The sequence below is a fragment of the Lysinibacillus sp. NPDC093688 genome (assembly GCF_050280145.1).
Lineage (GTDB): Bacteria > Bacillota > Bacilli > Bacillales_A > Planococcaceae > Lysinibacillus > Lysinibacillus xylanilyticus_B.
This window is the reverse complement of sequence record NZ_JBNNUX010000048.1, coordinates 1-25,641: the sequence shown is the minus strand read 5'-3', so window position 1 is coordinate 25,641 and position 25,641 is coordinate 1. Positions and strand designations below refer to the sequence as shown.

The following is a 25,641-nucleotide window of genomic DNA, read 5'->3' as shown; positions in this document are numbered from 1 at the left end:
AGGCCAACATGATGTTGGTCACGAAGGCATTGTCACAGGACGTGACGCATTTAGCCTTCGTTCCTTCAGCGGAGGAAGCGGCTCGACGCTCGCCCGCAGGAAAGCGAGTAGCCCGTAGCGGAAATCAGAGCCTTCTAATTAATTAGAGTGGATAAAAATGGTTAATCAACCGCTTGAAAAATTATATATTTAATAGAAATTGAATAAAAGAAAAGGTGACCATAATGAAAGAAACACGTGACCCCTCACAAATTCGTGTTGTTGTCGGCATGTCGGGTGGGGTAGATTCTTCGGTTGCTGCATATTTACTGAAACAACAAGGATATGAAGTAATCGGAATATTTATGAAAAACTGGGATGATACAGACGAAAATGGCGTTTGTACAGCTACAGAAGACTATGATGATGTTATTAAAGTATGTAATCAAATCGGTATTCCTTACTATGCAGTGAATTTTGAAAAGCAATATTGGGATAAGGTTTTCACTTACTTTTTAGAAGAATATAAAGCAGGACGTACACCAAATCCTGATGTTATGTGTAATAAGGAAATTAAATTTAAAGCGTTTTTAGAGCACGCGATGGATCTTGGAGCTGATTATTTAGCGACAGGTCACTATGCTCGAGTTGATCGAAGTGGTGATGGCGAAGTAAAAATGCTTCGTGGTATTGATAATAATAAAGATCAAACGTATTTCTTAAACCAATTATCACAGGAACAATTGTCGCATGTAATGTTCCCAATTGGACATATTGAGAAAAAGGAAGTCCGTAAAATTGCGGAGGAAGCTGGGTTAGCTACAGCGAAGAAAAAAGATTCAACAGGAATTTGCTTTATTGGAGAGCGTAATTTTAAAGAATTCTTAAGTCAATATTTACCGGCTCAACCTGGTAAAATGGAGACGATGGATGGTGTCGTAATGGGCCAGCATGATGGATTAATGTACTATACGCTTGGTCAACGTCATGGTCTTGGAATTGGTGGCGACGGTGAACCTTGGTTCGTGTTAGGGAAAGATTTGGAGCGCAATGTGTTGTTAGTTGGACAAGGTTTCAATAATGATTCATTATTTTCTACTTCGCTGACTGCTGTGAAAATGAGCTATACTTCGACAAAAAAATTGCCCGGGAAATTTTCATGCACAGCAAAATTCCGTTATCGTCAAACAGATACACCGGTAGAGGTTGAAATTTTAGCGGATGGACGTACACTTATTACGTTTGCTGAACCAGTACGTGCGATTACACCTGGACAAGCTGTTGTACTATATGACGGCGAAGAATGTTTAGGTGGCGGTACAATTGACGAAGTCTTTAAAAACAATGAAAAACTAACATATGTAGGTTAATTAGCGAAAAGACTGCTTATACTATTTTTTCTGAAACGTATAGAATTAAAGCGGTCTTTCGCTACATAGAGGTGAAGAAAAACAATGGATTTTAACGAACAAGGCATTCAAGCGTTTCAAGAAAAGCGCTACGAGGATGCTGCACAACTTTTTACACAAGCGATTGAAGCGGAGCCTAAAAACCCAATAGGTTATGTGAATTTCGGAAATCTCCTAGCAGTCTTAGAGGATACTGAACGTGCAGAACGTTTTTTTCAAAAAGCAATCACTGTCGATGAAACGGCAGCAACTGCTTATTATGGTTTAGCGAATTTATATTATAATGCGGAACGATATGCGGAAGCAGTAAAACTTTATGAGCAAGCAGTAAAACATAAAATTGAAGGTGCAGATGTGTATTATATGATGGGCAAATGCTTTGAGCGAATGGAAAATCCGAAGCTTGCACTGCCATATTTACAACGAGCTTCAGAGCTTGCACCAGAAGACACACAAATTCGTCTAGCATATGCAATCGTGCTATGTGCGCTAGAAATGTTCGAAGAAGGTAAAAAAGAATTAGACTATTTGATCGAACAGGATTGGAATAACGCAGATGCACATTACAATTTGGGTGTACTATATGCGGTATCTACTGAGCAAACAGAAGATGCTATGTACCACTTAAAACAAGCCTTTACGTTACAGCCAGAATACGACCAAGCACGTTATCTTTATGATATGATTGCACAGCGATTTAATTAAAATAACTTATAGTAGAGAAAGGATGCCAGAATTACTTCGGCATCCTTTTATATCGTGAGTTTAGTCTTGATCTTCCTCAGAAGAATAATCAAGTGGTAGTTGAGATAGATATTGTGCTAAATAAGCAATAGGCATTGCATCTAATGACGTCTCTTCTTCATCCGCTTTTAGAATATTTATTTCTTCATTAAGTCGTTCCATTTTTCGATCCAGTTCAGCTACTTGAATGGCAGCCTCCTTCAATTCAAAACGGATATGTTCAGGTACTTCCTTGTTGTATTTGTAATAGATTTTATGTTCAAGGCTGGCCCAGAAGTCCATTGCAATTGTACGGATTTGAATTTCTGTATAAACACTTTCCACACGATCGGACATAAAAATTGGGATTTTTATAATAAGATGCAAGCTTTGATAGCCATTCTCCTTTGGGGATTTAATATAGTCCTTTACATCCACAACTTCAATATCATTTTGCGCCTGTAGCATGGCACTTACTTTATAAATATCCTCTACAAAGGAGCATGTAATTCGCACACCCGCAATATCACGAATGTTTTCACGAATCACTTCGACAGATTTCTCAAGGTTCTTTTTCTGGATCTTCGATAATATACTTTTTGGTGATTTTACTCGAGTTGAAATATGCTCTATCGGGTTATATTCATGAATTAACTTAAACTCTTCTTGTAAAATATTTATTTTCGTTTCAATTTCTTGCAAGGCAAATCTATAGGCTAAAAAGAAACGAGTTATTTCTGATTGTAGGCTTTTTAAAGTGATTGCTTCGAGTTCATTTTTCATTCTTCATAAAATCCTTTCTTTTAGCAAATAACATTAATGAAATTCTCTTATTGTGATCTCATTAAATAATAGCTTAACAAAAATAGCTACTAAATAGAAATTTGTGCTCTAAATTATGTATAGTATTCTTGTTTCAAATAAAAAAAAGGGATTTTAGTCCCCTTAGTTATTAAGCGATAATTTCAGCATTTAAGTTGTATCGTTTATTAAATTCATCAATGAATATTTGTAAATCGATATAAATACCAATATAAGGCTCTGTTTCTTGATCACGTAAGAAGCCGCATGTTGCCTTTAAAGATTTTGAAAACTCAAGGAGCATTTGTTCATCATCTAGCTGTATATGTAACGAAAGAGAATGATCCTTCGTATTTACCTTGAAATATTTACCATCTATAAAGCGTTCTAAATTTGTTTCTTGAAAAGGAAAAACAGTATCCTTATATAGCTACTTATAATATCCCGTCTTTTTTGCAATAATCCACCACGTCTGAATAAGGTAAATTTCCACCAAAAATTGAAAGAGCGCTACCAATTGTAACGTGAAGCTTACCATTTGAGATATTTTCAAAACTCTTTAAGTCTTCTAAAGATCGAACGCCACCAGCATATGTTGTTGGGATCGTTATCCAAGAGGCTAAATCATGCACTAAGCTTTCTTGTATACCGCCTTTTTTTCCTTCCACATCAACAGCGTGAATAAGTAGTTCATCACAGAAGTTTTCGATATATGCGATAGACTCAGCATTTACTTCAAAATCACTAAACTTTGTCCATTTATCAGTAACAACAAACCATTTCCCATCGCGCATTCGGCAGCTTAAGTCAATGACAAGATGCTTTTTACCAACATTCTGTACTAATTGTTTTAGTCGATCTAGATTGAGCTTACCATCATAGAATATAAATGATGTGACAATAACATGGGTAGCTCCTGCATCAATAAATTTTTTTGCATTTTCTGTGGTGATCCCGCCGCCAACTTGCAATCCTTGAGGATATGCTGCTAATGCTGCTAATGCGGCCTCTTCGTTTCCATCTCCTAGCATAATGACGTGACCACCTGTTAATTGATCCTTGGCAAACATTTTTGCATAATAACTAGAGTCATGATTTGAAATAAAGTTCTCGATAACTTCTTGATCTTTATGACCTAGTGTGCTGCCAACAATTTGTTTTACTTTGCCATCGTGTAAATCGATGCAAGGTCTAAATTCCATTAGCTTCACAATCCTTCCGTACAATAAGTTCACCTATATCATAGCATGGAAAGGTTGATAATAACTGTGAATTGTCAGTTATCGTAATATTCTTTCGGTTGGTGTTTCGTAGCGAACTAAAATGGTCAGCCAATAGAAGTCTCCCGTCCTTTCAGTGTGTATCCAAACATCCGCTGAAATAGAGGCCTGCATTGGTAAAAACGCTATTACCGATGCAGGCCTAAAATACTGATTTCGGGCGCATTGTTTATCTGTAGCGAAAGCAAAGCGACAGCTACAATTATGTTGAGGCATAATTGATTAAAATTTAGTGAATTCTCTTTTTAAACGATTTTTCAAGTTACGGTGTGGTAAAATATAATGATTGAAATGAACGGGAAAGGACGAACCGAAAATGGCAGATAATCTTGATTTATTTGAACTAAATAAATTTTTTATACTCGGACGTCCGATCGTCTCTATCTTCCATAATGCACAAAATATGTATTCGATAATTCGTGTGAAAATTCAAGAGACCAACTTACAGTATGAAGATAAGGAAATAATAGTTGTTGGATATTTTCCGCCGTTACAAATGGATGAACAATATCGTTTTACAGGATTATTGAAACAACATCCAAAATATGGTGTTCAATTTCAAATTGAGACGTTTACAAAGGAAGTGCCAGCAACAGAGCAAGGAATTATTCATTACTTATCAAGTGATTTGTTTGTTGGAATCGGAAGAAAAACTGCGGAAACAATCGTAGAAAAACTAGGCGCAAATGCGTTACGTCTTATTTTAGAGGACCCAAATGCGCTTGATGCTGTACCTCGTTTATCTGCTGAAAAAAAAGAGGTTATTCATCGTACGATTGAACAAAATCTAGGCTTAGAACGAGTGATGATTCAACTTAATGAATGGGGTTTCGGACCACAGCTCGGCATGAAAATTTACCAAACATATCGCACAGAAGCAATTGAATTATTAAATGAAAATCCATATCGCCTAATAGAAGATGTAGAAGGTGTAGGTTTCTTTCGTGCCGATGAACTAGGTTCTAAATTGGGTATTATCGGTAATCATCCAGACCGTATTAAGGCGGCGATTCTACATACTCTCAATAATGCAGCATTATCGGATGGGCATGTGTATTTAGATGCAGAAAATGTTTTACCATTAGTAAAAGATATGCTTGAGCAAAGCCAACGAGAGGAAATTCCCTTTGAAATTATTTCAAAAGCTTGCATCGATTTGCGTGAGGAAAGTAAGATTTGTGGGGAAGAAACGAGACTCTATTTGCCATCCTTATATTTCTCAGAAGTAGGAATTGCATCAAAAATAGTAGCTTTAATCGAACGTAACAATAAGGCTGAACATTTTAGTAAGGACGAAATACGCAAAGCTATTGGTGAAACAGAAGAGCTACTCAATGTTTCATATGCTGAAACACAAGCGAATGCTATTCAACAAGCGTTAAACTCAGCCGTTATGATTTTAACTGGTGGACCTGGTACAGGTAAAACAACGGTTGTTCGAGGTGTTGTAGAAGTGTATGCAAAGCTACACGGATTATCATTAAACCCGAAGGAATATGCACAAAAAGAAGAGCCCTTTCCGATTATTTTATGTGCTCCAACAGGACGTGCTGCCAAGCGTTTATCGGAATCGACAGAGCTTCCCGCCATGACCATTCATCGATTGCTAGGCTTTACTGGTCAGGAAAAAGAGGAAGAAACTGAGCGTGAGGTTACAGGAAAACTCATTATTGTAGACGAAATGTCGATGGTCGATACTTGGCTCGCGCATCAATTATTAAAAGCCTTGCATGAGGATGTGCAAGTCGTATTTGTTGGCGATCAAGATCAGCTTCCGCCAGTAGGTCCAGGCCAGGTATTAAAGGATTTGTTGGCTTCCGGGCAAATACCTACTGTGGAATTAACAGAGGTTTATCGACAAGCAGAGGGCTCGACTATTATTGAACTTGCTCACCAAATTAAACGTGGTAATATCACAAATGACCTAACGTTAAAAACGTCTGATCGTTCATTTATTAAAGCCTCATCAGATCAAGTTGCAAGCGTTGTCACACAGGTTGTGAAAAGTGCGGTTACGAAAGGTCAAGAAATTCGAAATATCCAAGTGCTAGCACCAATGTACAAAGGTCCAGCAGGAATAGACAATTTAAATAAAATGATTCAGGATCTTATTAATCCAAACGATACTGGTACTAGAAAAGAACTTGTCTTTGGGGATGTCACATATCGTATAAAGGATAAAGTCTTACAGCTTGTTAATCAACCAGAAAGCAATGTTTTTAATGGTGATATGGGTGAGGTAATCAGTATTATCAAGGCAAAGGAAACAATTGAGAAACAAGATTTACTTGTTGTATCATTCGACGGTATTGAAGTAACTTATCAACGTAGTGACCTCAATCAATTGACACTTGCCTACTGTTGTTCTATTCATAAATCGCAAGGCTCTGAGTTCCAAACCGTTATTATGCCGGTTGTACGAGGATATTCTAAAATGCTGCGTCGTAATTTGTTATATACAGGTATTACGCGTGCAAAAAATTTCTTAATTTTATGTGGTGAGCCTGATGTGTTAGCAGATGGCTTACAGCGTACGGATGATTTACAACGCTTTACGTCTCTACGTGCAAGGCTCAATCCAATGGATATTGCAGAGGAAATTATAGAATTAGAAACGATGCCATTGAACGAAGATTCACAAAATGAAAAACAAGCTATTGATTTTAAGCTAACGGTAGAAACGGAATCATATATCCATCCATTGATAGGCATGGATGGTATCTCGCCATATGATTATTTAGATGAGTAAAAGGCTGATTGCTTCTATTTACGTTGCTATTACCTTTTGCAGAAAAAGTATATGCCAGCAATCAACCAACAACATTTGACCAGTTCCGTAAAATGGTCTTACCATATGCACAGTAAAATAAAACCCGATCAATTCGAATTGATCGGGTTTTGTTATACAACTTTTTGATTAGTGAATACCAACTAAGTGATGTTTAACTACTTCATATGCTTGGCACACATTTTTAAATTGATCTTTTTCTTTGGCAATCATATCTGAAGCAATCGTTAATAAAAGATTCTCTTCATTATGATCCTCCATTTTGTTCATTAAAGCAGCTTCCATTTGCGCTACGTACGAGATGATTTGTTTATTCATATATATTCTCCTTTAAAAAAAAGATGTTTTCGTTTTGGTTTCGAAGTTATCTTACACCTGCTTAAATAAAAAATCTAGCAATTCTGTACTAGTCGAAGGAGACTTTTTTGTGAATGTGTCGCAAAATTGAACTTGTTTTAAAAGTGCTGATTGAAACCGTTTTTCTCTAAAGTAACTGAAAAATCGTGCAATAAAAGCAGGTTTTTAACTGTATTTATAAAGTGGTACAGTTTATAAAATTAGGGGTTCTGCTATAATACAGTTTGCTAAAGCGGAACCTATATTAGGAAGTTTCATATACTAAATAAGTATAAAAACATTTGTGACGTTTAGGGGTGACTGCATGCCAGTAATTACAGGACAGCAATATATTGACCGTATTGACGCTTTACAAACATACATTTCGATTGATGGGAAAGTTGTCACAGGGAAGGTGTCGGAGCATCCAGCATTTAAGGGAGTAATGAAGAGTCAGGCAAGACTTTTTGATTTGCAAAATGAAGAGGAATTGTTCGAGAAGATGACATATGTTTCGCCAACGAGTAAAAACCGTGTAGGTATGTCTTACCTTCAGGCAGTGACAGTCGAAGATCTCGTGAAAAGACGTAATGCAATACGAGAGTGGGCATTATCCAATAATGGCCTTATGGGGAGAAGTCCGGATTACATGAATACGACATTAATGGCTCTAGCATCAGTTGCAGAATATTTGAAAGATAAGCCAAATTGTTTCCCACAGCATTTGTTAAAATTTTATGAGTATGCTCGTGAGAATGATTTGACTATGACACATACATTTATCGAGCCGCAAGTAAACCGTCAAAAATTTTATTTTGAAGATGAGGAGGTTACAATTGCGGCTAAGATTGTCGATAAAACGGGCGAGGGGTTAGTAATTAAAGGTGCGAGATTACTAGCGACACAGGGAGGAATTACGGATGAACTCCTTGTTATATCAACAAATGGTTTTGATGAAGGAAAAGGCTTTGCTTTCTCAATACCAAGTAATACAAAAGGTTTAAAGTTTTTATGTAGGCAATCATTTGTCGGAGGGGAATCGGCTTTTGATTATCCATTAAGTAGTCGTTACGAGGAAATGGATGCAATCGTTGTATTTGATAATGTTGTAGTACCGTGGGAACGCGTCTTTTATTATGAGAATGTGGAAGTTGCCAATAACTTTTTGAATGTAAGTGGTTTTCAAACATATGGTTTACATCAAGTTCTTACACGTCAAATTGCCAAAACAGAATTTGTCTTAGGTGTTGTACAGTCAATTGTAAATACGATAAATATAGGCGAATACCAACATGTGCAGCAAAAGGTTGTTGATATCATCGTGGCATTAGAAACGATGAAGGCCTTACTGTTAAAGTCCGAAATAGAAGCAAAAAAAGATGATTTTGGTTTTCTAAGACCTGACCTTCCAACAGTACAAGTAGCTATTCAGGTTTTCCCTAAAGTGTATCCGACATTTACAGAAATTATCCAGCTACTTGGCGCAAGCGGATTGATGTCCATTCCAAGTGAAAAAGCATTTACTGCGGATGACGGCGACCTTGAGCATTATTTACAGTCTTTTCAGGATGGTGGTGAGGAGCGCGTCAAAAAATTCCGCTTGGCTTGGGATTTAACGATGAGTAGCTTTGGTACACGACAAACACTGTATGAGCGCTTTTTCTTTGGAGATCCTGTCCGTTTAGCTAGCGCGCTTTATAATTCTTACAATAGGGAAGAATTAGTGAATAGAGTCGAAAGCTTTTTAAAAAATAATAATTAGTTTCGAGGAAGTAACTGTTTAAAACTAATTTAAACAGTTACTTCTCTTTGGTATGAATTGCTGTAAAAAATATATACTATCAATATCTTTATAGATAAGTTAGCACATCATCAAAAGTAACGATTCCAAGGAGTTCAAAGTTCTCTGCTACAACGGGGACTGCTAAAAGACCATATTTGCGTATGATTTGGAAGACCTCAGATTGGTTTGTGTTGGCAGTCACTGAAATGATTCCAGAGTTCATAATTTCACCCAATCGACTCTCTGATGGGGAAAGGATAAGCTCTCGTAATGATACGACTCCAAGCAATTGTTTATTGGAATCTGTAACGTATAAGTAATAAAAAGTTTCTGCATCTACTTCGCTATGCTTGAGGCGTTCAAACACATCAATTACTAAATCATCTTTTGCCACTATTACTACGTCTTTTGTCATCAAGGCGCCCACTGAACCTTTTTCGTATTGAAGTAATTGCTTAATATCATCAGCTTCATCTTTTTCCATTTGCTCTAAATAATAATCAGCTTCTTTATATGATAGTAGCCCCAAAAAATCGGTAGCGTCATCTGAAGGTAATTCATTTAACATCTCAACTGCAAATGGACGGTCAAGCTCCAAAATACATTTTTTCTGCATAGATGGTTCTAGTTCGCTAAAAATATCTCCAAATTCGCAGGGAGTTAAAAAAGAATAAATTGTAAGTCGTCTTTCCTCGCTGAGTTCTATAAAAAATGTTGCCTGATCCATAGGGTGTAAATCTAGGAAATCCTTTCGGAAAGAATCTTTTTTTTCAGACTTTAAAGATTGCAACATGTAGTATGTGTACTCTTCTTTATATTTGTATTGATTTAATCGAATCATTTTTGGCACGCCTTTCTATTACAAATTCTCAATTTCGACACTCAGAACGTGATCAATTTTTTTAACATAATAATATATTTCAGTCGTATACTGGTCTTCCGGTACAGAAAGAACTAAATCAATTAATTGGTGGCCGTTATCAATATCTTTGAGCTTGAAATGCCGAATTTTATATTCATCTTTTTTTGATAGTTCATTTTGCCCTTTATACTTAATCATTTTAATTAATTCTGTCATACGATAATTCGATTCCACGATAATCTTTAATGAAATTTCCTGACGGTTAAGTGTTGACAGGCCTAATGTTTTAATGAGTAGGGGCACAATGTTGACTGCTCCCATCAAGAGGATGACAGCACAACTTGCTTCTAGATAAAACCCCGCCCCAATCGTAATTCCAAGGGCAGAAGCTGACCAGATTAGTGCAGCGGAAGTAAGGCCAGAAATAACCTCGTTACTTCTTCGTAAAATAACGCCAGCACCAATGAAACCAACTCCACTTACAATCTGCGCAGCAAGTCGCATTGGATCCATATTCGGATGATCTGCACCTCCAAATTTACCGAATGCTTCTATAGAGACAATTGTTAATAAACAGCTAGCAATAGAGATGACCATACTAGGTCTTATGCCAAGTTGTTTTTGTTTAATCTGTCTGTCAATCCCAATCAATAATCCGAATAGCAAAGCTAGGATTAGCTTGATTATCATTTCTACTGTCATTATCATCGTTAATCACCTCATCATTTCTTTGTTTAGATTGCCATTTAAAATAAAATAAAAAAGCTCCCATGAAAAAGGGAGCTTTTTGCTTAGAATGTATCTTGTTCGACATACACATCAAATAAACCTATCTTGATATTTCCAATTTGCAAAAAATCAGAATTGGATGATTGAAGAAAGGGACATATGTGGACTGAACGCTAAAACGCTGCCTTTTGCCATATTCGAATTATTTATAACTATGAAATGCCATATCGAATAACTATCCATCATATGTTTCCCCCTTTTTTAGTCAAATAAAATAAAAACCCCTCTTTCGATTCAGAGAGGGGGTGAAGAGCGCACAAAAAAAGCACGTTCGATTCCCCTTGATCGAGTTTTAGCACTATACACCGTAAAGAAATGAAATCATTTCTTAGCCACCTTATGAAAAGCCTTAATTCGGCAATTCCTGTTCTACCCATGGGCATCTTTCGATATTTCTGGGCAGTGGCCTATGTTTGCATAGGAGCCTCACCTAACGAGGACTTATTGTTTTCAGCTGAATTGTACTCCGAATAATTTTTGTTGTCAACAACTGTTCCGAAAGCAAAAATCTTAAAACGGTATTAGGGAAGTAGTGTATTTTTGGCTCATCATCATCGTGTAGGGGATTTCCGTTCTGTTTATGCGTTTCGCTTTTGGGTGTCTGGATGAGCTATTGGTCTCGTAGCGTATTACAGGACGTATCTCCTGTAGACTTCGTTTTTCTACTTACTCGTTACAGGTGTTCGTCTAGCTCCATTCAAGTAACTTTTATACTTGGTATACATTTAAAAAATATCATCCCTAACTTTTGGGAAGGCTTATTTTTAAACTTTCAAGGCATGTATTTCTACTCAAATCAAATGAATTAATATTGTATTTATGATAATTAATAGATTCTGTAACAATCTAAGCACTTTTCATAATGAAATGTTTCTTGTTTTCGAACTGCTGAACTAAAAATGATAGTGGATCTAAATAAGATCAATACTAAAATTGATAAAAAAGTCGGGATATCAGTACATAAAGTTGGAGGAGGCGAGTGCCTCTGTCTATTTATTTTTGTTGCTAAGCAAAGTTTCTTGGATATCTGTGTGTGGGTGGCTAGGTTTCTAATCAATTCTGTGCTTGAAATAAACAGCTTAAAAGAACGGAGAACGTGTTGAATAAAGCAAAACTCTTTATCTTTTCTGTATAGAAAAATTTTAGTGAATTTCTAATTTTTGAACAGAAATTTGTGATAAAAAGCGCTTAAAAAATATTATTAGCCTCTTGACAAAACGGAAAATACGGATTACGATGACGAGGAAATTAAATAAAACCTCGTTAGGTGAGGCTCCTATACAAACATAGGCCACTGCCCAGAAATATCGAAAGATGCCCATGGGTAGAACAGGAATTGCCGGATTAAGGCTTTTCTTAAGGTGGCTAAGAGATGTATTTATTTCTTTACGGTGTATAGTGCTAAAACTCGAGTTAGGGGGAATTGAAAGTGCTTGTTGTACGTATTTATTTTTTTATGCACTTTTTTAAAACCTCCGGGACTCCTGGAGGATTTTTTTATTTCCAAATAAAGAGCCTTATTACACATTGCTATTTAGATTCAACTCTTTTAGCAGAAGAATAAGAGTTCATTTTTAGAAAGGAGGGGGTCAAAATGGAGAGTCCAAGTATGACCGATGCAGATAGTAGGAGTGAAAAACGTAGATCTGTTTTAATTCAACAGATTAGGAGGACGATTCAATGCTTAAAATCTATAAAAAAGGCAGAGAAGGGCTGGAAGAACAGCCTAAGATCGTTCAGGGTAGCTGTGTTTATCTCACTGAACCGACAGAGGAGGATATACAGTACGTTGCTAATCGCCTTGGGGTACCAACTGACTTCATTAGCGACTCCCTCGATATTGACGAACGATCACGAATAGAAAAAAGCGGAAATGATTTATTGCTAATTATCAATGTACCCTTAAAAATGCCAAATGGTGAAACTATACCATATAGGACAATTCCAATTGGTATTATTCAAACAAGTGAAGTAATTGTCATCATTTGTCGTAGTAATAATCATCCGATTTTACAGGAATTTAGCAAAATTCTCGATAAGAATTTTAATAACAATATAAATGTATCTTTTATTTTACAGCTATTGCTAGTTTCAGCCAGTTACTATTTACGTTGTCTAGATGATGTTGATCAAAAAGTTATTGTATCTGAAAAAATAATACAAAAATCGATAAAAAACAGTGAAGTGTATACTTTACTCAATATCAATAAAAGTCTTGTTTATTTTACAAAGGCACTAAAAGTCAATCTTGTGATGATGAAGAAGTTGTCAAGAGCATTAGAAATGAATGAAGAGAATGAAAAATGGTTACAAGCTACTCTTAATGAGATGCAACAAGCTCATGATACATCTAAAATTTACAACGAAAATTTAAGTAATTTAATGGACGCATATTCTGCGGCGATTGAAATTAATCTTAGTGTCGTCGTGAAAGTTTTAACTGCTTTTACGATTATCTTGACGTTTCCAACGATGGTCGCAACGATATACGGGATGAATTTCCCGTTGCCAAAGCAGGATGAAGCATACGCATTAGTAGTACTTATGTCCTTCTCTACAGTCATTAGTTTGTTGACAGGATGGATATTTTACAAAACAAAGCTATTTTAGCAGAGAAGGTGAGGGAAAAAGATGCTTACGATATATCAAAGTGATTCATCAGGTCAATTACAAACGGTATCTAACATTGTCCACAACACGTTGCTTTATCTTGTAGATCCGACAGATGCTGAAATTTCTCGAATTTCAAATAAACTCAATATTCCGGAAAATTTTATTCGTGATTCCTTAGATATCAATGAGCGACCTCGGATTGAAAAAGATGATTCGTCAATGGTCATCATTCTCAATTCTCCTGTGGCGATGAATGAGGAACGGTTGTACGAAGAAATTCCTTATCGGACGGTACCAATCGGAATCATCCATGTCAAAGATCATTTGGTGATTGTCACAAAAAAAGATAATTCATTATGTAATGACATACTTTTAGGGAAGTACGGAACATTTCAAGCGCATATGAAGACTCGAATAACATTGCTATTATTTGAAGCAATTGCGCAGTCGTATCTCGATTTTCTCAAACGTATAAAAATCCAAGTTGGACGATTACAACAAGAGTTAAAGGAATCACATAACAACCGCGAGCTATTCGGCTTGATTAATATCAACAAAGGTTTAGTGTATTTTTCAACGTCTTTGAGAGCGATGCGCAATGTGTTTTTACACCTTTCCAAAGGTCAAGATATGAAACTATATGATGAAGATGAGAAAATGCTACATAATGCGCTAGTAGATCTTGAACAAGCAGCGGAAGTAACGGAAATGCGTAGTCTTAGTTTAAGTAATCTAATGGATGCGTACGCGGCAATTACTCATAATAACCTGAATAGCGTTTTGAAAATACTGACTACCATTACGATTGTCCTGATGATTCCGACTATTTTGGGAAGTGTTTTCGCAATGAACGTTCCATTGCCTTTTGAAGATCAACCAATCATGTTTGTCATCATTCTTGGGCTCATGGCAGGAATCAGTGGAGGTCTTATCTACGTATTTTACAAAATAAAATTTTTACGTTTTTAATCTATTTTTAAACCGTATAGAGAAAGGGTGTGTACCAAAATGCTTTTAATATACAAAAGTAATTCTGAAGGAAAGTTTGAGCAGACATCAAGTATTGGGTATAACAGTTGGCTTCATCTTGAAGCGCCAACATCCAGTGAAATTGAACGTGTAGCGACAGCTCTTGCCGTTCCAAGCGATTTTTTAACTGATTCACTTGATATAGAAGAACGCCCGCGAATTGAAGAGCGCGATGGAGCGGTCTTGATGGTAATACATGTCCCGTACGATCAATTAGATGTCGAGAGTTCTTCTCATGACGTGAAATATCGTACGATACCTATGGGGATTATTCATACTAAAAATCATATGCTTACGATTTGTAAAGAAGAGCTACCTTTCATGAAAAATCTGTTTAATGATGGGATGACTCTTTTTGAGACACATATGAAAACGCGCAACACGTTAAATATATTAAGTATAACGGCTCGAGCATATATTCGATTTTTAGCTACAATTGAACGGGAAATCAATATAGCAGAAAAAGAACTTGCTGAGTCATATCGTAATAGTGAGTTATACACACTTCTATACTTGAATGAAAGTCTTATATATATGGTAACATCACTTAAACAGATGAAATTTACGATGCAAAAAACATTACAAGGTAGCAATATCGAATTAGATGAGGACGATGCAAATGTTTTAGACGACGTGCTGATTGAAATAGATCAAGCATATGAAGTGACGGAAATTAATCAAACTAATTTAAATAATATTATGGATGCGTATGGTAACGTCATTCAAAACAACGTAAGTCAAGTACTAAAATTACTCGCTTCATTTACTATTATATTATCGGTGCCGATGTTAATTGCCAGCATTTATGGGATGAATGTGCCCCTACCTTATCAAGAAGCATCTAATGCATTTTGGGTAGTGGTCGTCGTAATGGTCGTGTTAACAGGATTGTCTACCTTTGTTTTTTACAAAAAAAATTATTTCTCTCGATAACCTCGGTATGAAGGGTAGATACCTTGGGAAAAAATTGAGCTTAGTTAGGATTAGTTCATCACCAAAAGTTGTGATGAGTTTTATTAAAACGTATACCATGTAAATAAGTTGATTGGAGTGGAGGCTGGACGACTCCTTGGGGATTAGCGATAGAGGAACGAAGACTAAAACCATCACATCCTGTGATAACGCCTTCGTGACCAACCTCGTGTTGGCCCGAGACCCTGGAGCGAGCAAGTGGGGGAACGAAGGCTAAGGGCATCACGTCCTGTGATAACGCCTTCGTGACCAACATCGTGTTGGCCCAAGCGGCTCATCGGACGCCCCCAGGAAAGCGCCCAGCCGGAACGGAAATCAACCACACGTTTTGGTGATGCTCCTTATGATTAGCAATTATAGTGCCAATTGACAGAAGAACATATTTTTTTTATAATTCTTATTAGAAAATTGTAAAAAACGATGATGGAATAAGTACGTATTTGTGTGTGTAAAAGAAAGGGATTTCTTGGCTGAAAAAATCCTCACAATAGCAAATACCGAAAGCTACTCCAGAGTGCAGTTAATTCCTGCCGTTCACTTACGTTACAAGTGCTAAAGAGGTAAGTATATTTTTACTTACAACTAGGGTGGCACCGCGAGACAAAACACAAGTCCTCGTCCCTTTTTGGGGATGGGGGCTTTTTTATGTTTTCTGCGCGAAAGCGAAGCGACAATAACAATTATGCCAAGGCAAAATTGATTTGTGGATTCATCTCGTGATTTTACAAAACATATAAGGAGGAACTTATTAAATGAAAGCAGTAGAAATTCGCCGCATGTATTTAGAATTCTTTAAAGAAAAAGGTCATCATCATGAGCCATCAGCACCACTTGTGCCAATCAATGACCCATCATTACTTTGGATTAACTCAGGTGTTGCAACGCTAAAACCATATTTCGATGGTCGTATCATTCCTGAAAATCCACGTATTACAAATGCCCAAAAATCAATTCGTACAAATGATATTGAAAACGTAGGTAAAACGGCTCGACACCATACGTTTTTTGAAATGCTAGGTAACTTCTCAATTGGGGATTACTTCAAAAAAGAAGCTATTCATTATGCTTGGGAATTCTTAACGGATAAAAAATGGATGGGCTTTGATCCAGAACTATTATCTATTACTATCCATCCTGAAGATCAAGAAGCGTATGACGTTTGGCATAACGAAATTGGTATTCCTGAAGAGCGTTTAATCCGACTAGAGGGGAACTTCTGGGATATCGGTGAAGGTCCATCTGGTCCTAACTCAGAAATTTTTTATGACCGTGGGGAAGAATACGGTTCAGATGATAATGATCCAGAAATGTATCCAGGTGGTGAAAATGAACGCTATCTAGAAATTTGGAACTTAGTGTTCTCTCAATTCAACCATAATCCTGATGGCACATACACACCACTTCCAAAGCAAAATATTGATACTGGTATGGGTCTAGAGCGTATCGTATCGGTAGTTCAAAATGTTCCGACGAACTTTGATACTGATTTATTCATGCCTATTATTGAAAAAATCGAGCAGTTAGCAAATCGCAAATACAAACGTCCAGGTGAAGTAGCACTAAGTGAAATCTTCGGTTCAGAAGAAGATATTAATACACCATTTAAAGTGATCGCGGACCATATTCGTACAGTGGCGTTTGCTATTGGTGATGGTGCTCTTCCTTCAAATGAAGGTCGTGGATATGTATTACGTCGTTTACTACGTCGTGCTGTGCGCTATGCAAAACAAATCGGCATTGAAAAGCCATTTATGTTTGAATTAGTACCAACTGTCGGTGAAATTATGAATGATTTCTACCCAGAGGTAACGGAAAAATGCGAATTTATCCAACGTGTTATTAAAAATGAAGAAATTCGCTTCCATGAAACTTTAGACGGTGGTCTTGCTATCTTTAACGAAGTTGTAGAAGCTCAAAAAACAGCGGGTCACGACTATATCCCAGGTGCAGATGCATTCCGTTTATATGATACTTACGGTTTCCCAATCGAATTAACAGAAGAGTATGCGGAAGAAGTAGGCATGAAGGTAGATCATGAAGGCTTTGAAGCAGCAATGGAAGAACAACGTGAACGCGCACGTGCAGCTCGTCAAGATGTGGATTCCATGCAAGTGCAAAATGAAGTGCTAGCAAACTTGACGGTTGCAAGTGAATTTGTAGGCTATGATACATTAGCGACAGACACAGAAGTTGCAGCGATCATTGTCAACGGACAAGTATCAAAAGTGGCATCTGAAGGGCAAGAAGCACTAGTTATTTTAGCTAAAACACCATTCTATGCTGAAATGGGTGGTCAAATTGCGGATAGCGGTGTTATTTCTAACGACAGCTTTACTGCCATTGTAAAAGATGTACAAAAAGCTCCAAATGGTCAGCCGCTTCATACAGTACTCGTAGAAACTGGTGAAATGCATGTTGAAGATGCTGTAAAAGCAGTAGTTAACCGTGATGAACGTAATTTAATTATTAAAAACCATACAGCAACACATATTATGCAACGTGCATTAAAAGATGTACTAGGTGACCATGTTAGCCAAGCTGGATCATATGTAGGACCTGATCGCTTACGCTTTGACTTCTCTCACTTTGGACAAGTGACAAAAGAGGAATTACAACAAATTGAACGTATTGTAAATGAAAAAGTGTGGGATGATATAGAGGTTGTTATTGAAGAAAAAGGTATCGATGAAGCGAAAGCTATGGGAGCAATGGCGCTATTCGGTGAGAAATATGGCGATATCGTTCGCGTTGTTGCAATTGGTGATTACTCTATTGAGCTTTGCGGTGGTATTCACGTGAAACGCTCTTCTGAAATTGGTTTCTTCAAAATTGTTTCAGAAGGTGGTATCGGTGCAGGTACTCGTCGTATCGAGGCTGTGACAGGTAAAGTTGCTTATGAAGCAGTGAAAGAGGAAGAAGCTTTATTAAACGAAGCGGCAGCATTATTAAAAGCAAATCCAAAAGATCTTGTGACAAAAGTACAAGCATTGCAAGCTGATTACAAAGATTTACAACGCGAAAATGAAGCATTATCACAAAAAATCGCCAATGCACAAGCAGGAGCTATTGTGGACGCAGCGCAAACTTTTGGGGATGTAACTGTTTTATCTACTAAAGTTGAGGCGAAGGACAACAATCAACTGCGTCAAATGATGGATGACTTGAAAGTTAAAATGCCTAAAGCTGTCATCGTTCTAGGTGCAGTCGATGGCGAAAAGGTTATGCTATGTGCTGGAGTAACTAAAGATTTAGTTGGTGGGAATTACCACGCCGGAAATATCGTAAAAATGGTAGCAGAAGCATGTGGTGGTAAAGGTGGCGGTCGTCCAGATATGGCGATGGCAGGTGCAAAAGAAGCATCAAAACTTGATGAAGCACTACTTTCTGTGTATGATTATGTTAAATCCATTTAACTTCTTTCAGCGAATAGAAGTTAAAGCCTCCGGCGGATGTCACGGAATCGGAAAGGAGTTCTTTGTGCCAACACAAAGCCGATTCCAGACGCAATTATGCCGAGGCATAATTGATTTAAAACGCCAAAACATGTTATAATAAAGAGAAATTGGAGATGGCTTTTATTGCACATCTCCTTATTTCTGAAAGCGAGGTGCTGGTCATGAGTTCATTTGATCAAACTATGAAATTTAATTTTCCAGAAGAATCAATGGAACAGGAAGTCAAGCAGGTAATGTTGAAGGTGCATTCTTCATTAGAGGAAAAGGGATATAACCCTATCAATCAGATTGTCGGTTATTTACTTTCTGGTGATCCGGCGTATATTCCTCGCCATCAGGATGCTCGTAATTTAATTCGCAAGCTTGAGCGTGACGAAATTCTAGAAGAGCTTGTTAAGTTTTATATTAAAAAGAATAACGAGGACTAGAAATGAGAATTATGGGATTAGACGTTGGGTCAAAAACCGTTGGCGTTGCTGCAAGTGATGCTTTAGGGTGGACGGCTCAAGGTATTGAAACCGTAAAAATTGATGAAGCTAACGGTGAGTTCGGCATTGAGCGAATAGCCGAGCTAGTGAAGGAGTACGCTATAACAGAATTTGTTGTAGGATACCCGAAAAACATGAATAATACGGTTGGACCGCGTGGAGAGGCTTCTGAAGACTATAAAAAGCTATTAGAAGAAACATTTTCACTACCGGTCAAACTTTGGGATGAGCGTTTAACAACGATGGCTGCTGAGCGTATGCTAATCGAAGCAGACGTGAGTCGCAAAAAACGTAAGCAAGTCATTGATAAAATGGCTGCTGTGATGATTTTACAAGGCTACTTAGATAGCAAAAATTAATTGATGAGGTGACAAGCCATGGCACAAGAGCATAACCATGAAGAAGAACTACATGTACAACACATTACAGTAATTGACGAGAACGGAAATGAACAGCTTTGTGAAGTAATCCACGTACACGAATCAGCTGAATTTGGCAAATCATACGTATTTTACTCTATGGTAGGCGCAGAAGAAGATGAAGATGGCTCTGTAGAAATCTTCGTATCTTCATTTGTTCCATCTGAAAACGGCGAAGATGGTGAGTTAACACCAATCGAAACTGAAGCAGAGTGGGATATGGTAGAAGACGTATTAAACGCTTTAGAGGATGAAAACGAGGAATAATCGTATTCATTAAAAGTGTGGAACAAGGATGGCAACAAGCACTCCTTGTTCCTTTTTTACTTTTGAAAGAATAAAGCTGGCTCATTACTAAAAGTTGTGGATGACATTTTTAGAACGTACTCTCTGTATATTAGTGTGATTGGAGTGGAGGCTGGGCGACTCCTTGGGGATCAGCTATAGAGGAACGAAGGCTAAAACCATCACATCCTGTGATAACGCCCTCGTGACCAACATCCTGTTGGCCCGAGACCCTGGAGCGAGCACATAGGGGAACGAAGGTTAAAACCATCACGTCCTGTGATAACGCCTTCGTGACCAACATCCTGTTGCCCCAAGCGGCTCATCGGACGCCCCCAGGAAAGCGCCCAGCCGGAACGGAAATCAACCACACGATTTGGTGATGGGCCATAAGCTATGAAGTTATACGAGCCTATGGTGAATATATATAGATTTTTAACAAAGTTTGAACCATAGTTAAAAGGAGGAAATTAAATGAATGAAGATACGCAAGAATTTCTGATCATTGGAGAGAATGGCAAGGAGCAAAAATGCCGTGTTGTCTTCACCTTTGATGCAGAAGAAAAATCATATGTATTGTTTTCGTTAATCGACGAAGATGGAACTGAAATTCCTGGTGACATTTCTGCTATGACATTTGATTATGATGATAACAATGGAGAAATGACAAATTTACAGCCTGTCGAAACAGAGGCAGAATGGGAAATGATTAATGAAGTAGTCCTGACACTTCTAGACGAATTTGATGAAGAGCCGCAGCAATTTACAATAACAGATGAGCACGGGGCAGATCAGGTATGCGAGGTTATTCATACATTTTCATCAGAACAATTTGGAAAATCCTATGTACTTTATGTTCTGGCAACGGACGAGCCAATAGAGGAACGAGATATTTTTGCTTCTCAATACGTTTCTGGAAATGATGGAACGATTGAAGATTTATTACCGATTGAAACAGATGAAGAATGGGCATTTGTTGAAGATGTATTAAATGAATTGTAATTAGAACTCTGAGTGGTAACTTGCTACTCAGAGTTTTTTTATTGATTAAATGAAGGCGTGCTTGCGGAGTATTAATAGAAAATTTCTATCTCCTATGTAAAAATATTCTATCTGCAAATAGGATTTGTGTATTTTCGAGTAAATTTTATTGTTATTCGAGAGTAAAATGAATTTCTTGTGAATTATTTTATCTGAATTTTTAAATATTTATAGATGAAACGAGTTATCGAACATTGACCAATCATAAGTAAACAGATAAGATTTGTTTTACATTAAACCAAGTAAGTTGATTTACAAAGGAGGAAATTGAGGGTGAGGACAATATGGGGACTACTAGTCGGTGTATTAGTGATAGGTTTGTTGGTAGGCTGCACAAACAAAGGAGAAGCGGGTAAAGATGAAACGGTAACGTTAAAAGTAGGGGCAGCCAATGTGCCACATGCGGAAGTACTAGAGTATTTAGCAAAGGATCTTGAAAAAGATGGTGTGAAATTGGATATCACCATTTTAAAAGATGCTGTTCAAACAAATCAGCAAACGGCAGATGGTGAACTAGATTTCAATTACTTTCAACACATTCCGTTTTTAGAACAAACGAATAAAGAAAGCCATTTAGATTTAGTGAGTGTAAAAGGAATTCATATTGAACCATTTGGTGTGTACTCTAAAAAAATTAAAAATATTAATGATTTACCGCAAAACGCAAAGGTTTCCGTTCCGAATGATGTCGTCAATTTTTCTCGGGCTTTACTACTATTTCAGAATAATGGACTAATTGAATTGAATAAAGCAAAGGAAAATGATTATACGATCGAGGATATTACAAAAAACGAAAAAAATATTCAATTTATCGGTGTTGATTCTCAGTTATTAACTCGTTCATTAGATGATGTCGACGCTTCGGCTATTAATACGAACTATGCCTTAGAAGGGGGTTACAGCCCTATGAAGGATGCTCTTATTATAGAAGGTCCAGAATCGCCATATGTCAATATTATTGCGACGACAAAAGAAAAGCAAAATAATCCAGCAATTCAAACAGTCGTTAAATGGCTGACAAGCGAAAAGGCCCGCACCTTTTTTGAAGATCAGTATAAGGGGGCTGTCGTTCCAGCATTTTAACTTAAACTAGAGGGCGTCAAAATAGCTAAGGAGGTAGACGTGAAATGATTGAATTTATCGAAACGACAAAGGAATTTCAGATAGGAACAACCGTTGTAACGGCATTAAATCATATTAATTTAACGATTCAAAAAGGTGATGTTTTTGGTGTTATCGGCTTTAGCGGTGCTGGCAAAAGTACATTAATACGGACAGTGAACTTACTGGAGGAACCAACGTCTGGTCGCGTTCTTGTGAATGGTAAAGAGCTGACAACATTAAGTAAAAAGCAGCTTCGCGAGGAAAAGAAAAACATTGGTATGATTTTTCAACACTTCAATCTTCTCCGTTCTAAAACTGTCTTTGAAAATGTTGCGATGCCTTTAGTATTAAGTGGCGTTAAAAAATCAAAAATTGAAGGTCAAGTAAGAGAGGTTTTGGCATTTGTCGGTTTACAGGACAAAGCAGAGCGCTATATCGATGAGCTGTCAGGTGGACAAAAGCAGAGAGTGGGGATTGCTCGTGCACTTGTCACAAAGCCAACAATTCTATTGTGTGATGAGGCGACCTCTGCTCTTGACCCGCAAACGACTAAATCTATTTTGGCGCTACTAAAGCGAGTCAATATCGAGTATGGCATTACTATTTTAATGATTACACATGAAATGGAAGTCATAAGGGATATTTGCAATCGTGTGGCTGTTATGGAAAGCGGAAAAGTAATTGAAACAGGCAATGTACTTGAAATTTTTTCTGCACCGCAAGAGGAGACGACTAAAAACTTTGTACAATCGGTCGTTCGAGATGAAATTCCACAATCTGTTTACGAGCAACTTAAAACGATAGATCATTCTAAAAAAATTTATAACCTGAAATTTATAGGTGTAGACGTTGGGCAACCAGTTGTCTCTCAAGTAGCAAAAAGGTTTGATGTTGATGTAAATGTACTGTTTGGCAATATTACAGAGCTACAAGGGATTCCCTTTGGTAATTTAATAGTTGAACTAGTTGGCATAGACAAAGAAGTAGAAAAGGCACATCAATTTATTCGAACGAAAGATATTCAAATAGAGGAGGTTATTGCACATGAAGGTGAGCTCACAAATCATTATCGACGCAGTGCTAGACACGCTTTACATGGTTAGTATTTCGTTATTTTTCGGTGCCATTTTAGGCTTTATTTTAGGGGTTACTTTAGTTGTGACGAGAAAAGGGCATATTCTTGAAAATAAAATAATTTTCTCCATTATCAATCCTATCGTTAATACCCTGCGCTCTATTCCGTTCATTATTTTGCTTGTTGCTATCATTCCATTTACACGCTTGCTCGTTGGAACAGCGATAGGTACGACAGCTGCCATTGTGCCACTCGTCTTGCATATAGGGCCATATATATCTAGATTAATAGAAAATTCATTATTGGAAGTGGATGAGGGCATTATTGAAGCAGCGAAGGCAATGGGTGCCTCTCCATTTCAAATTATTCAAAAGTTTTTACTACCTGAAGCCTTCCCCTCTTTAATATTAAGTTTCACGACTGCAACAATTGGGCTTATTGGGGCGACTGCAATGGCTGGGGCTGTTGGAGGAGGTGGCCTTGGTGATGTAGCCATTACTTACGGCTATCAACGCTTTGACAATGTCACAATTTTAGTCACAGTGGTGATTCTAGTAGTTCTTGTACAAATCATTCAAAGTATAGGAAATAGTCTTGAACGAAAATTACGCAGAGTGTCATAAAGGAGAATTTTAATATGAGGAAATTTAATTATTTTTTAGGATTAATGGCATTACTATTCCTACTAGTTGCATGTGCAAAAGCAGATGAAAAAGATACTGTGAAGGTTGGTATCCGTAGCTCGGAATTAAAAACATGGGAGTATATAAAAGAACAGGCTGCTAAGGAAGATGTAAATCTCGATTTAGTGACATTCTCAGCACAATATGACCCGAACCAAGCATTGGCGGAGGGTGAGGTTGATATGAATGCGTTTCAGCATGTCGCTTACTTAAATTTATTTAATACGAATAACGATACAGATTTACAGGCAATTGGCACAACGATCATGGCTCCGATAGGCTTATATTCTAACAAATATAAATCCTTGGATAATATGAAAGAGGGCGCCAAAATTGCTGTACCAAATGATCCTTCTAACTGGGGTAGAGCTTTACTGCTGCTACAAGAATACGGCTTGTTGACGGTTACGGATAATTTTGATGGCAACGGTGGAGAGGATCGGATTAAAGATAATCCGAAAAAATTGAACATTTTACCAGTAGATGGTGCGACGACACCAAGGGTTATGGAGGATGCCGATTTTGCGATTATTAATAATGGGGTTGCTGTCGAAGCAGGTCTTCTATTGAAAGATGCCATTATTCATGAGAATGAAACGGCGAAGCCATTTATTAATGTCATTGTGACAAGGCCTGAAGATAAGGACAACGAGACATTGAAAAAAATTGTTGACATCTATCAGCGTGAAGAAACTGCTAATTTCATTAAAGATGTTTCTAATGGCAATTATATTCCTGTAAAAATGCCTTTAGATGAATTAGCTACATGGAAAGAATTTTATCTTCATTGACCAACACTGTATTGGCCTAATGCATTTGTTTATATGTGGATAGTGAAATGGATTCATTTTTAAGGGAGATGACGAGAAAATGACAAAGAAAAAGGAGTTAAAGCTTGCGTTATATTTAATTGGGGCAGGTATGCATGTTGCGGCTTGGAAACATCCTTCAGCAAAAGTTAATGCAAGCATCGATATTAAAGCTTTGCAAAAGGTGGCACAAATTGCAGAAAAGGGTAAGTTTGATATTGCTTTTGTTGCGGATAGTTTAGCGATCAATCATGAATCACATCCACATATTTTAAATCGTTTTGATCCTCTTATACAGATTACGGCTTTGGCAGCTGCGACAACCAAAATTGGACTTGGTGCAACTGCATCAACCACATATAGTGAGCCATATGTACTAGCACGACAGCTAATGTCCGTAGACCATATTAGTGATGGTAGAGTCGGATGGAATCTAGTGACAACAGCAGATGCCACAGGAGAGACAGCTTTAAACTTTAGCCGTGACAAGCATTGGGAGCACGATCATCGTTACGAACGGGCGGAGGAATTTATCGATGTAGTTCAGTCGTTATGGGATTCATGGGAGGACGATGCTTTTGTCTATGACCGTGATAATAATATTTTTTATGATCGTAATAAAGTACATGAGACCGTTTTTAAAGGCAAATATTTATCAGTGAAAGGTCCGTTGAATATTGCACGTTCCGTTCAGGGGCAGCCTGTTATTATTCAGGCTGGTGCTTCAAAACCGGGGCAAAGATTAGCAGCTCGAACAGCGGAGGTCGTTTTTGTTCATTGGGTAACTAAACTGTTACGACAAATTTAAACGAAACTATACAAATCTGTATAGAAGCATAGATTTATAACAGAATACCCTTCGTATCAAGCGATTGGTGCGAACTCCACGTTAATTGCTTTTAACTCCTAAAGCCTTGT

At 37.4% G+C, this 25,641-nt stretch carries 22 protein-coding genes, 1 pseudogene, 2 riboswitches and 1 other annotated feature; of the genes and pseudogenes, 17 read left to right on the top strand and 6 right to left on the bottom strand.

What is annotated here, in order from left to right:
* Window positions 1-224 precede the first annotated feature (224 nt).
* Window positions 225-1,349, top strand: a complete 1,125-nt coding sequence (gene mnmA / locus ACQKN2_RS22810) for a tRNA 2-thiouridine(34) synthase MnmA (protein ID WP_427416969.1) — start codon at window positions 225-227, stop codon at window positions 1,347-1,349.
* Between the two features lie 84 nt (window positions 1,350-1,433).
* Window positions 1,434-2,093, top strand: coding sequence for a tetratricopeptide repeat protein (locus ACQKN2_RS22805; protein ID WP_427416968.1), 660 nt, complete (start codon window positions 1,434-1,436; stop codon window positions 2,091-2,093).
* Between the two features lie 60 nt (window positions 2,094-2,153).
* Here ACQKN2_RS22805 and ACQKN2_RS22800 read toward each other — a convergent pair whose 3' ends face one another.
* From ACQKN2_RS22800 to hisA, 3 genes are all read right to left on the bottom strand, one after another.
* The gene (locus ACQKN2_RS22800; RefSeq protein ID WP_427416967.1) at window positions 2,154-2,894 is read right to left on the bottom strand and encodes a GTP pyrophosphokinase; all 741 of its coding nucleotides are present in this window, start codon (window positions 2,892-2,894) and stop codon (window positions 2,154-2,156) included.
* Between the two features lie 169 nt (window positions 2,895-3,063).
* Entirely contained in the window at window positions 3,064-3,216 is a 153-nt protein-coding gene (locus tag ACQKN2_RS22795; RefSeq protein ID WP_427416966.1) for a hypothetical protein, read from the bottom strand.
* A 130-nt stretch (window positions 3,217-3,346) separates the two neighbouring features.
* Window positions 3,347-4,114 (bottom strand): phosphoribosylformimino-5-aminoimidazole carboxamide ribotide isomerase, encoded by a 768-nt coding sequence (gene hisA / locus ACQKN2_RS22790; RefSeq protein WP_427416965.1) that lies wholly within the window; start codon window positions 4,112-4,114, stop codon window positions 3,347-3,349.
* A gap of 394 nt (window positions 4,115-4,508) precedes the next feature.
* Between hisA and recD2 the strand changes: the two genes are divergently transcribed.
* Window positions 4,509-6,941 (top strand): SF1B family DNA helicase RecD2, encoded by a 2,433-nt coding sequence (gene recD2 / locus ACQKN2_RS22785; RefSeq protein WP_427416964.1) that lies wholly within the window; start codon window positions 4,509-4,511, stop codon window positions 6,939-6,941.
* A gap of 168 nt (window positions 6,942-7,109) precedes the next feature.
* On the opposite strand, the gene ACQKN2_RS22780 is transcribed toward recD2, so the two are convergent.
* Window positions 7,110-7,298, bottom strand: a complete 189-nt coding sequence (locus ACQKN2_RS22780; protein WP_323647495.1) for a hypothetical protein — start codon at window positions 7,296-7,298, stop codon at window positions 7,110-7,112.
* Between the two features lie 343 nt (window positions 7,299-7,641).
* On the opposite strand from ACQKN2_RS22780, the gene hpaB reads away from it, so the two are divergent.
* Window positions 7,642-9,078 (top strand): 4-hydroxyphenylacetate 3-monooxygenase, oxygenase component, encoded by a 1,437-nt coding sequence (hpaB, locus tag ACQKN2_RS22775; protein WP_427416963.1) that lies wholly within the window; start codon window positions 7,642-7,644, stop codon window positions 9,076-9,078.
* Between the two features lie 88 nt (window positions 9,079-9,166).
* Here hpaB and ACQKN2_RS22770 read toward each other — a convergent pair whose 3' ends face one another.
* Together ACQKN2_RS22770 and ACQKN2_RS22765 are read right to left on the bottom strand one after the other, a co-directional pair.
* Window positions 9,167-9,940: a magnesium transporter gene (locus ACQKN2_RS22770; protein WP_427416962.1), complete on the bottom strand. Its 774-nt coding sequence runs from the start codon at window positions 9,938-9,940 to the stop codon at window positions 9,167-9,169.
* 18 nt (window positions 9,941-9,958) lie between these two features.
* On the bottom strand, window positions 9,959-10,669 hold the full coding sequence (locus ACQKN2_RS22765; protein WP_427416961.1) for an MgtC/SapB family protein: 711 nt from the start codon (window positions 10,667-10,669) through the stop codon (window positions 9,959-9,961).
* A gap of 352 nt (window positions 10,670-11,021) precedes the next feature.
* Window positions 11,022-11,195: riboswitch (M-box (ykoK) riboswitch) on the bottom strand.
* 807 nt (window positions 11,196-12,002) lie between these two features.
* A riboswitch (M-box (ykoK) riboswitch) is annotated at window positions 12,003-12,178 on the top strand.
* A 252-nt stretch (window positions 12,179-12,430) separates the two neighbouring features.
* Between ACQKN2_RS22765 and ACQKN2_RS22760 the strand changes: the two genes are divergently transcribed.
* The 13 genes and pseudogenes from ACQKN2_RS22760 to ACQKN2_RS22700 all read left to right on the top strand — a co-directional run.
* A complete protein-coding gene (locus ACQKN2_RS22760; protein WP_427416960.1) occupies window positions 12,431-13,360 on the top strand; it encodes a magnesium transporter CorA family protein in 930 nt (309 codons plus the stop codon).
* Window positions 13,361-13,381: 21 nt separating this feature from the next.
* Window positions 13,382-14,332, top strand: a complete 951-nt coding sequence (locus tag ACQKN2_RS22755) for a magnesium transporter CorA family protein (RefSeq protein WP_427416959.1) — start codon at window positions 13,382-13,384, stop codon at window positions 14,330-14,332.
* A gap of 39 nt (window positions 14,333-14,371) precedes the next feature.
* Complete coding sequence (locus ACQKN2_RS22750; RefSeq protein WP_427416958.1) at window positions 14,372-15,325, top strand: magnesium transporter CorA family protein; 954 nt, start codon at window positions 14,372-14,374, stop codon at window positions 15,323-15,325.
* Window positions 15,326-15,775: 450 nt separating this feature from the next.
* Window positions 15,776-15,990 (top strand) — a binding site (T-box leader).
* 126 nt (window positions 15,991-16,116) lie between these two features.
* Entirely contained in the window at window positions 16,117-18,777 is a 2,661-nt protein-coding gene (gene alaS, locus ACQKN2_RS22745; RefSeq protein ID WP_427416957.1) for an alanine--tRNA ligase, read from the top strand.
* 203 nt (window positions 18,778-18,980) lie between these two features.
* Entirely contained in the window at window positions 18,981-19,247 is a 267-nt protein-coding gene (locus tag ACQKN2_RS22740) for an IreB family regulatory phosphoprotein (RefSeq protein WP_004226839.1), read from the top strand.
* Window positions 19,248-19,249: 2 nt separating this feature from the next.
* Window positions 19,250-19,666 carry a Holliday junction resolvase RuvX gene (gene ruvX / locus ACQKN2_RS22735; RefSeq protein WP_386847490.1) on the top strand — a complete coding sequence of 139 codons (417 nt, stop codon included), beginning with the start codon at window positions 19,250-19,252 and terminating at the stop codon, window positions 19,664-19,666.
* Between the two features lie 18 nt (window positions 19,667-19,684).
* Window positions 19,685-19,993, top strand: a complete 309-nt coding sequence (locus tag ACQKN2_RS22730; RefSeq protein ID WP_049667728.1) for a DUF1292 domain-containing protein — start codon at window positions 19,685-19,687, stop codon at window positions 19,991-19,993.
* 492 nt (window positions 19,994-20,485) lie between these two features.
* Window positions 20,486-21,013 (top strand): DUF1292 domain-containing protein, encoded by a 528-nt coding sequence (locus tag ACQKN2_RS22725; RefSeq protein ID WP_427416956.1) that lies wholly within the window; start codon window positions 20,486-20,488, stop codon window positions 21,011-21,013.
* 312 nt (window positions 21,014-21,325) lie between these two features.
* Entirely contained in the window at window positions 21,326-22,135 is an 810-nt protein-coding gene (locus tag ACQKN2_RS22720; protein ID WP_427416955.1) for a MetQ/NlpA family ABC transporter substrate-binding protein, read from the top strand.
* A gap of 44 nt (window positions 22,136-22,179) precedes the next feature.
* Window positions 22,180-23,259 (top strand): methionine ABC transporter ATP-binding protein, encoded by a 1,080-nt coding sequence (locus tag ACQKN2_RS22715; protein ID WP_427416954.1) that lies wholly within the window; start codon window positions 22,180-22,182, stop codon window positions 23,257-23,259.
* Window positions 23,201-23,854: a methionine ABC transporter permease gene (locus ACQKN2_RS22710; protein ID WP_427416953.1), complete on the top strand. Its 654-nt coding sequence runs from the start codon at window positions 23,201-23,203 to the stop codon at window positions 23,852-23,854. Before ACQKN2_RS22715 ends, ACQKN2_RS22710 begins: the two co-directional genes overlap by 59 nt.
* 14 nt (window positions 23,855-23,868) lie before the next feature.
* A complete protein-coding gene (locus tag ACQKN2_RS22705) occupies window positions 23,869-24,705 on the top strand; it encodes a MetQ/NlpA family ABC transporter substrate-binding protein (RefSeq protein ID WP_427416952.1) in 837 nt (278 codons plus the stop codon).
* Window positions 24,706-24,784: 79 nt separating this feature from the next.
* A pseudogene (locus ACQKN2_RS22700) lies at window positions 24,785-25,501 on the top strand (NtaA/DmoA family FMN-dependent monooxygenase); the annotation flags it as partial.
* Window positions 25,502-25,641: the final 140 nt, after the last annotated feature.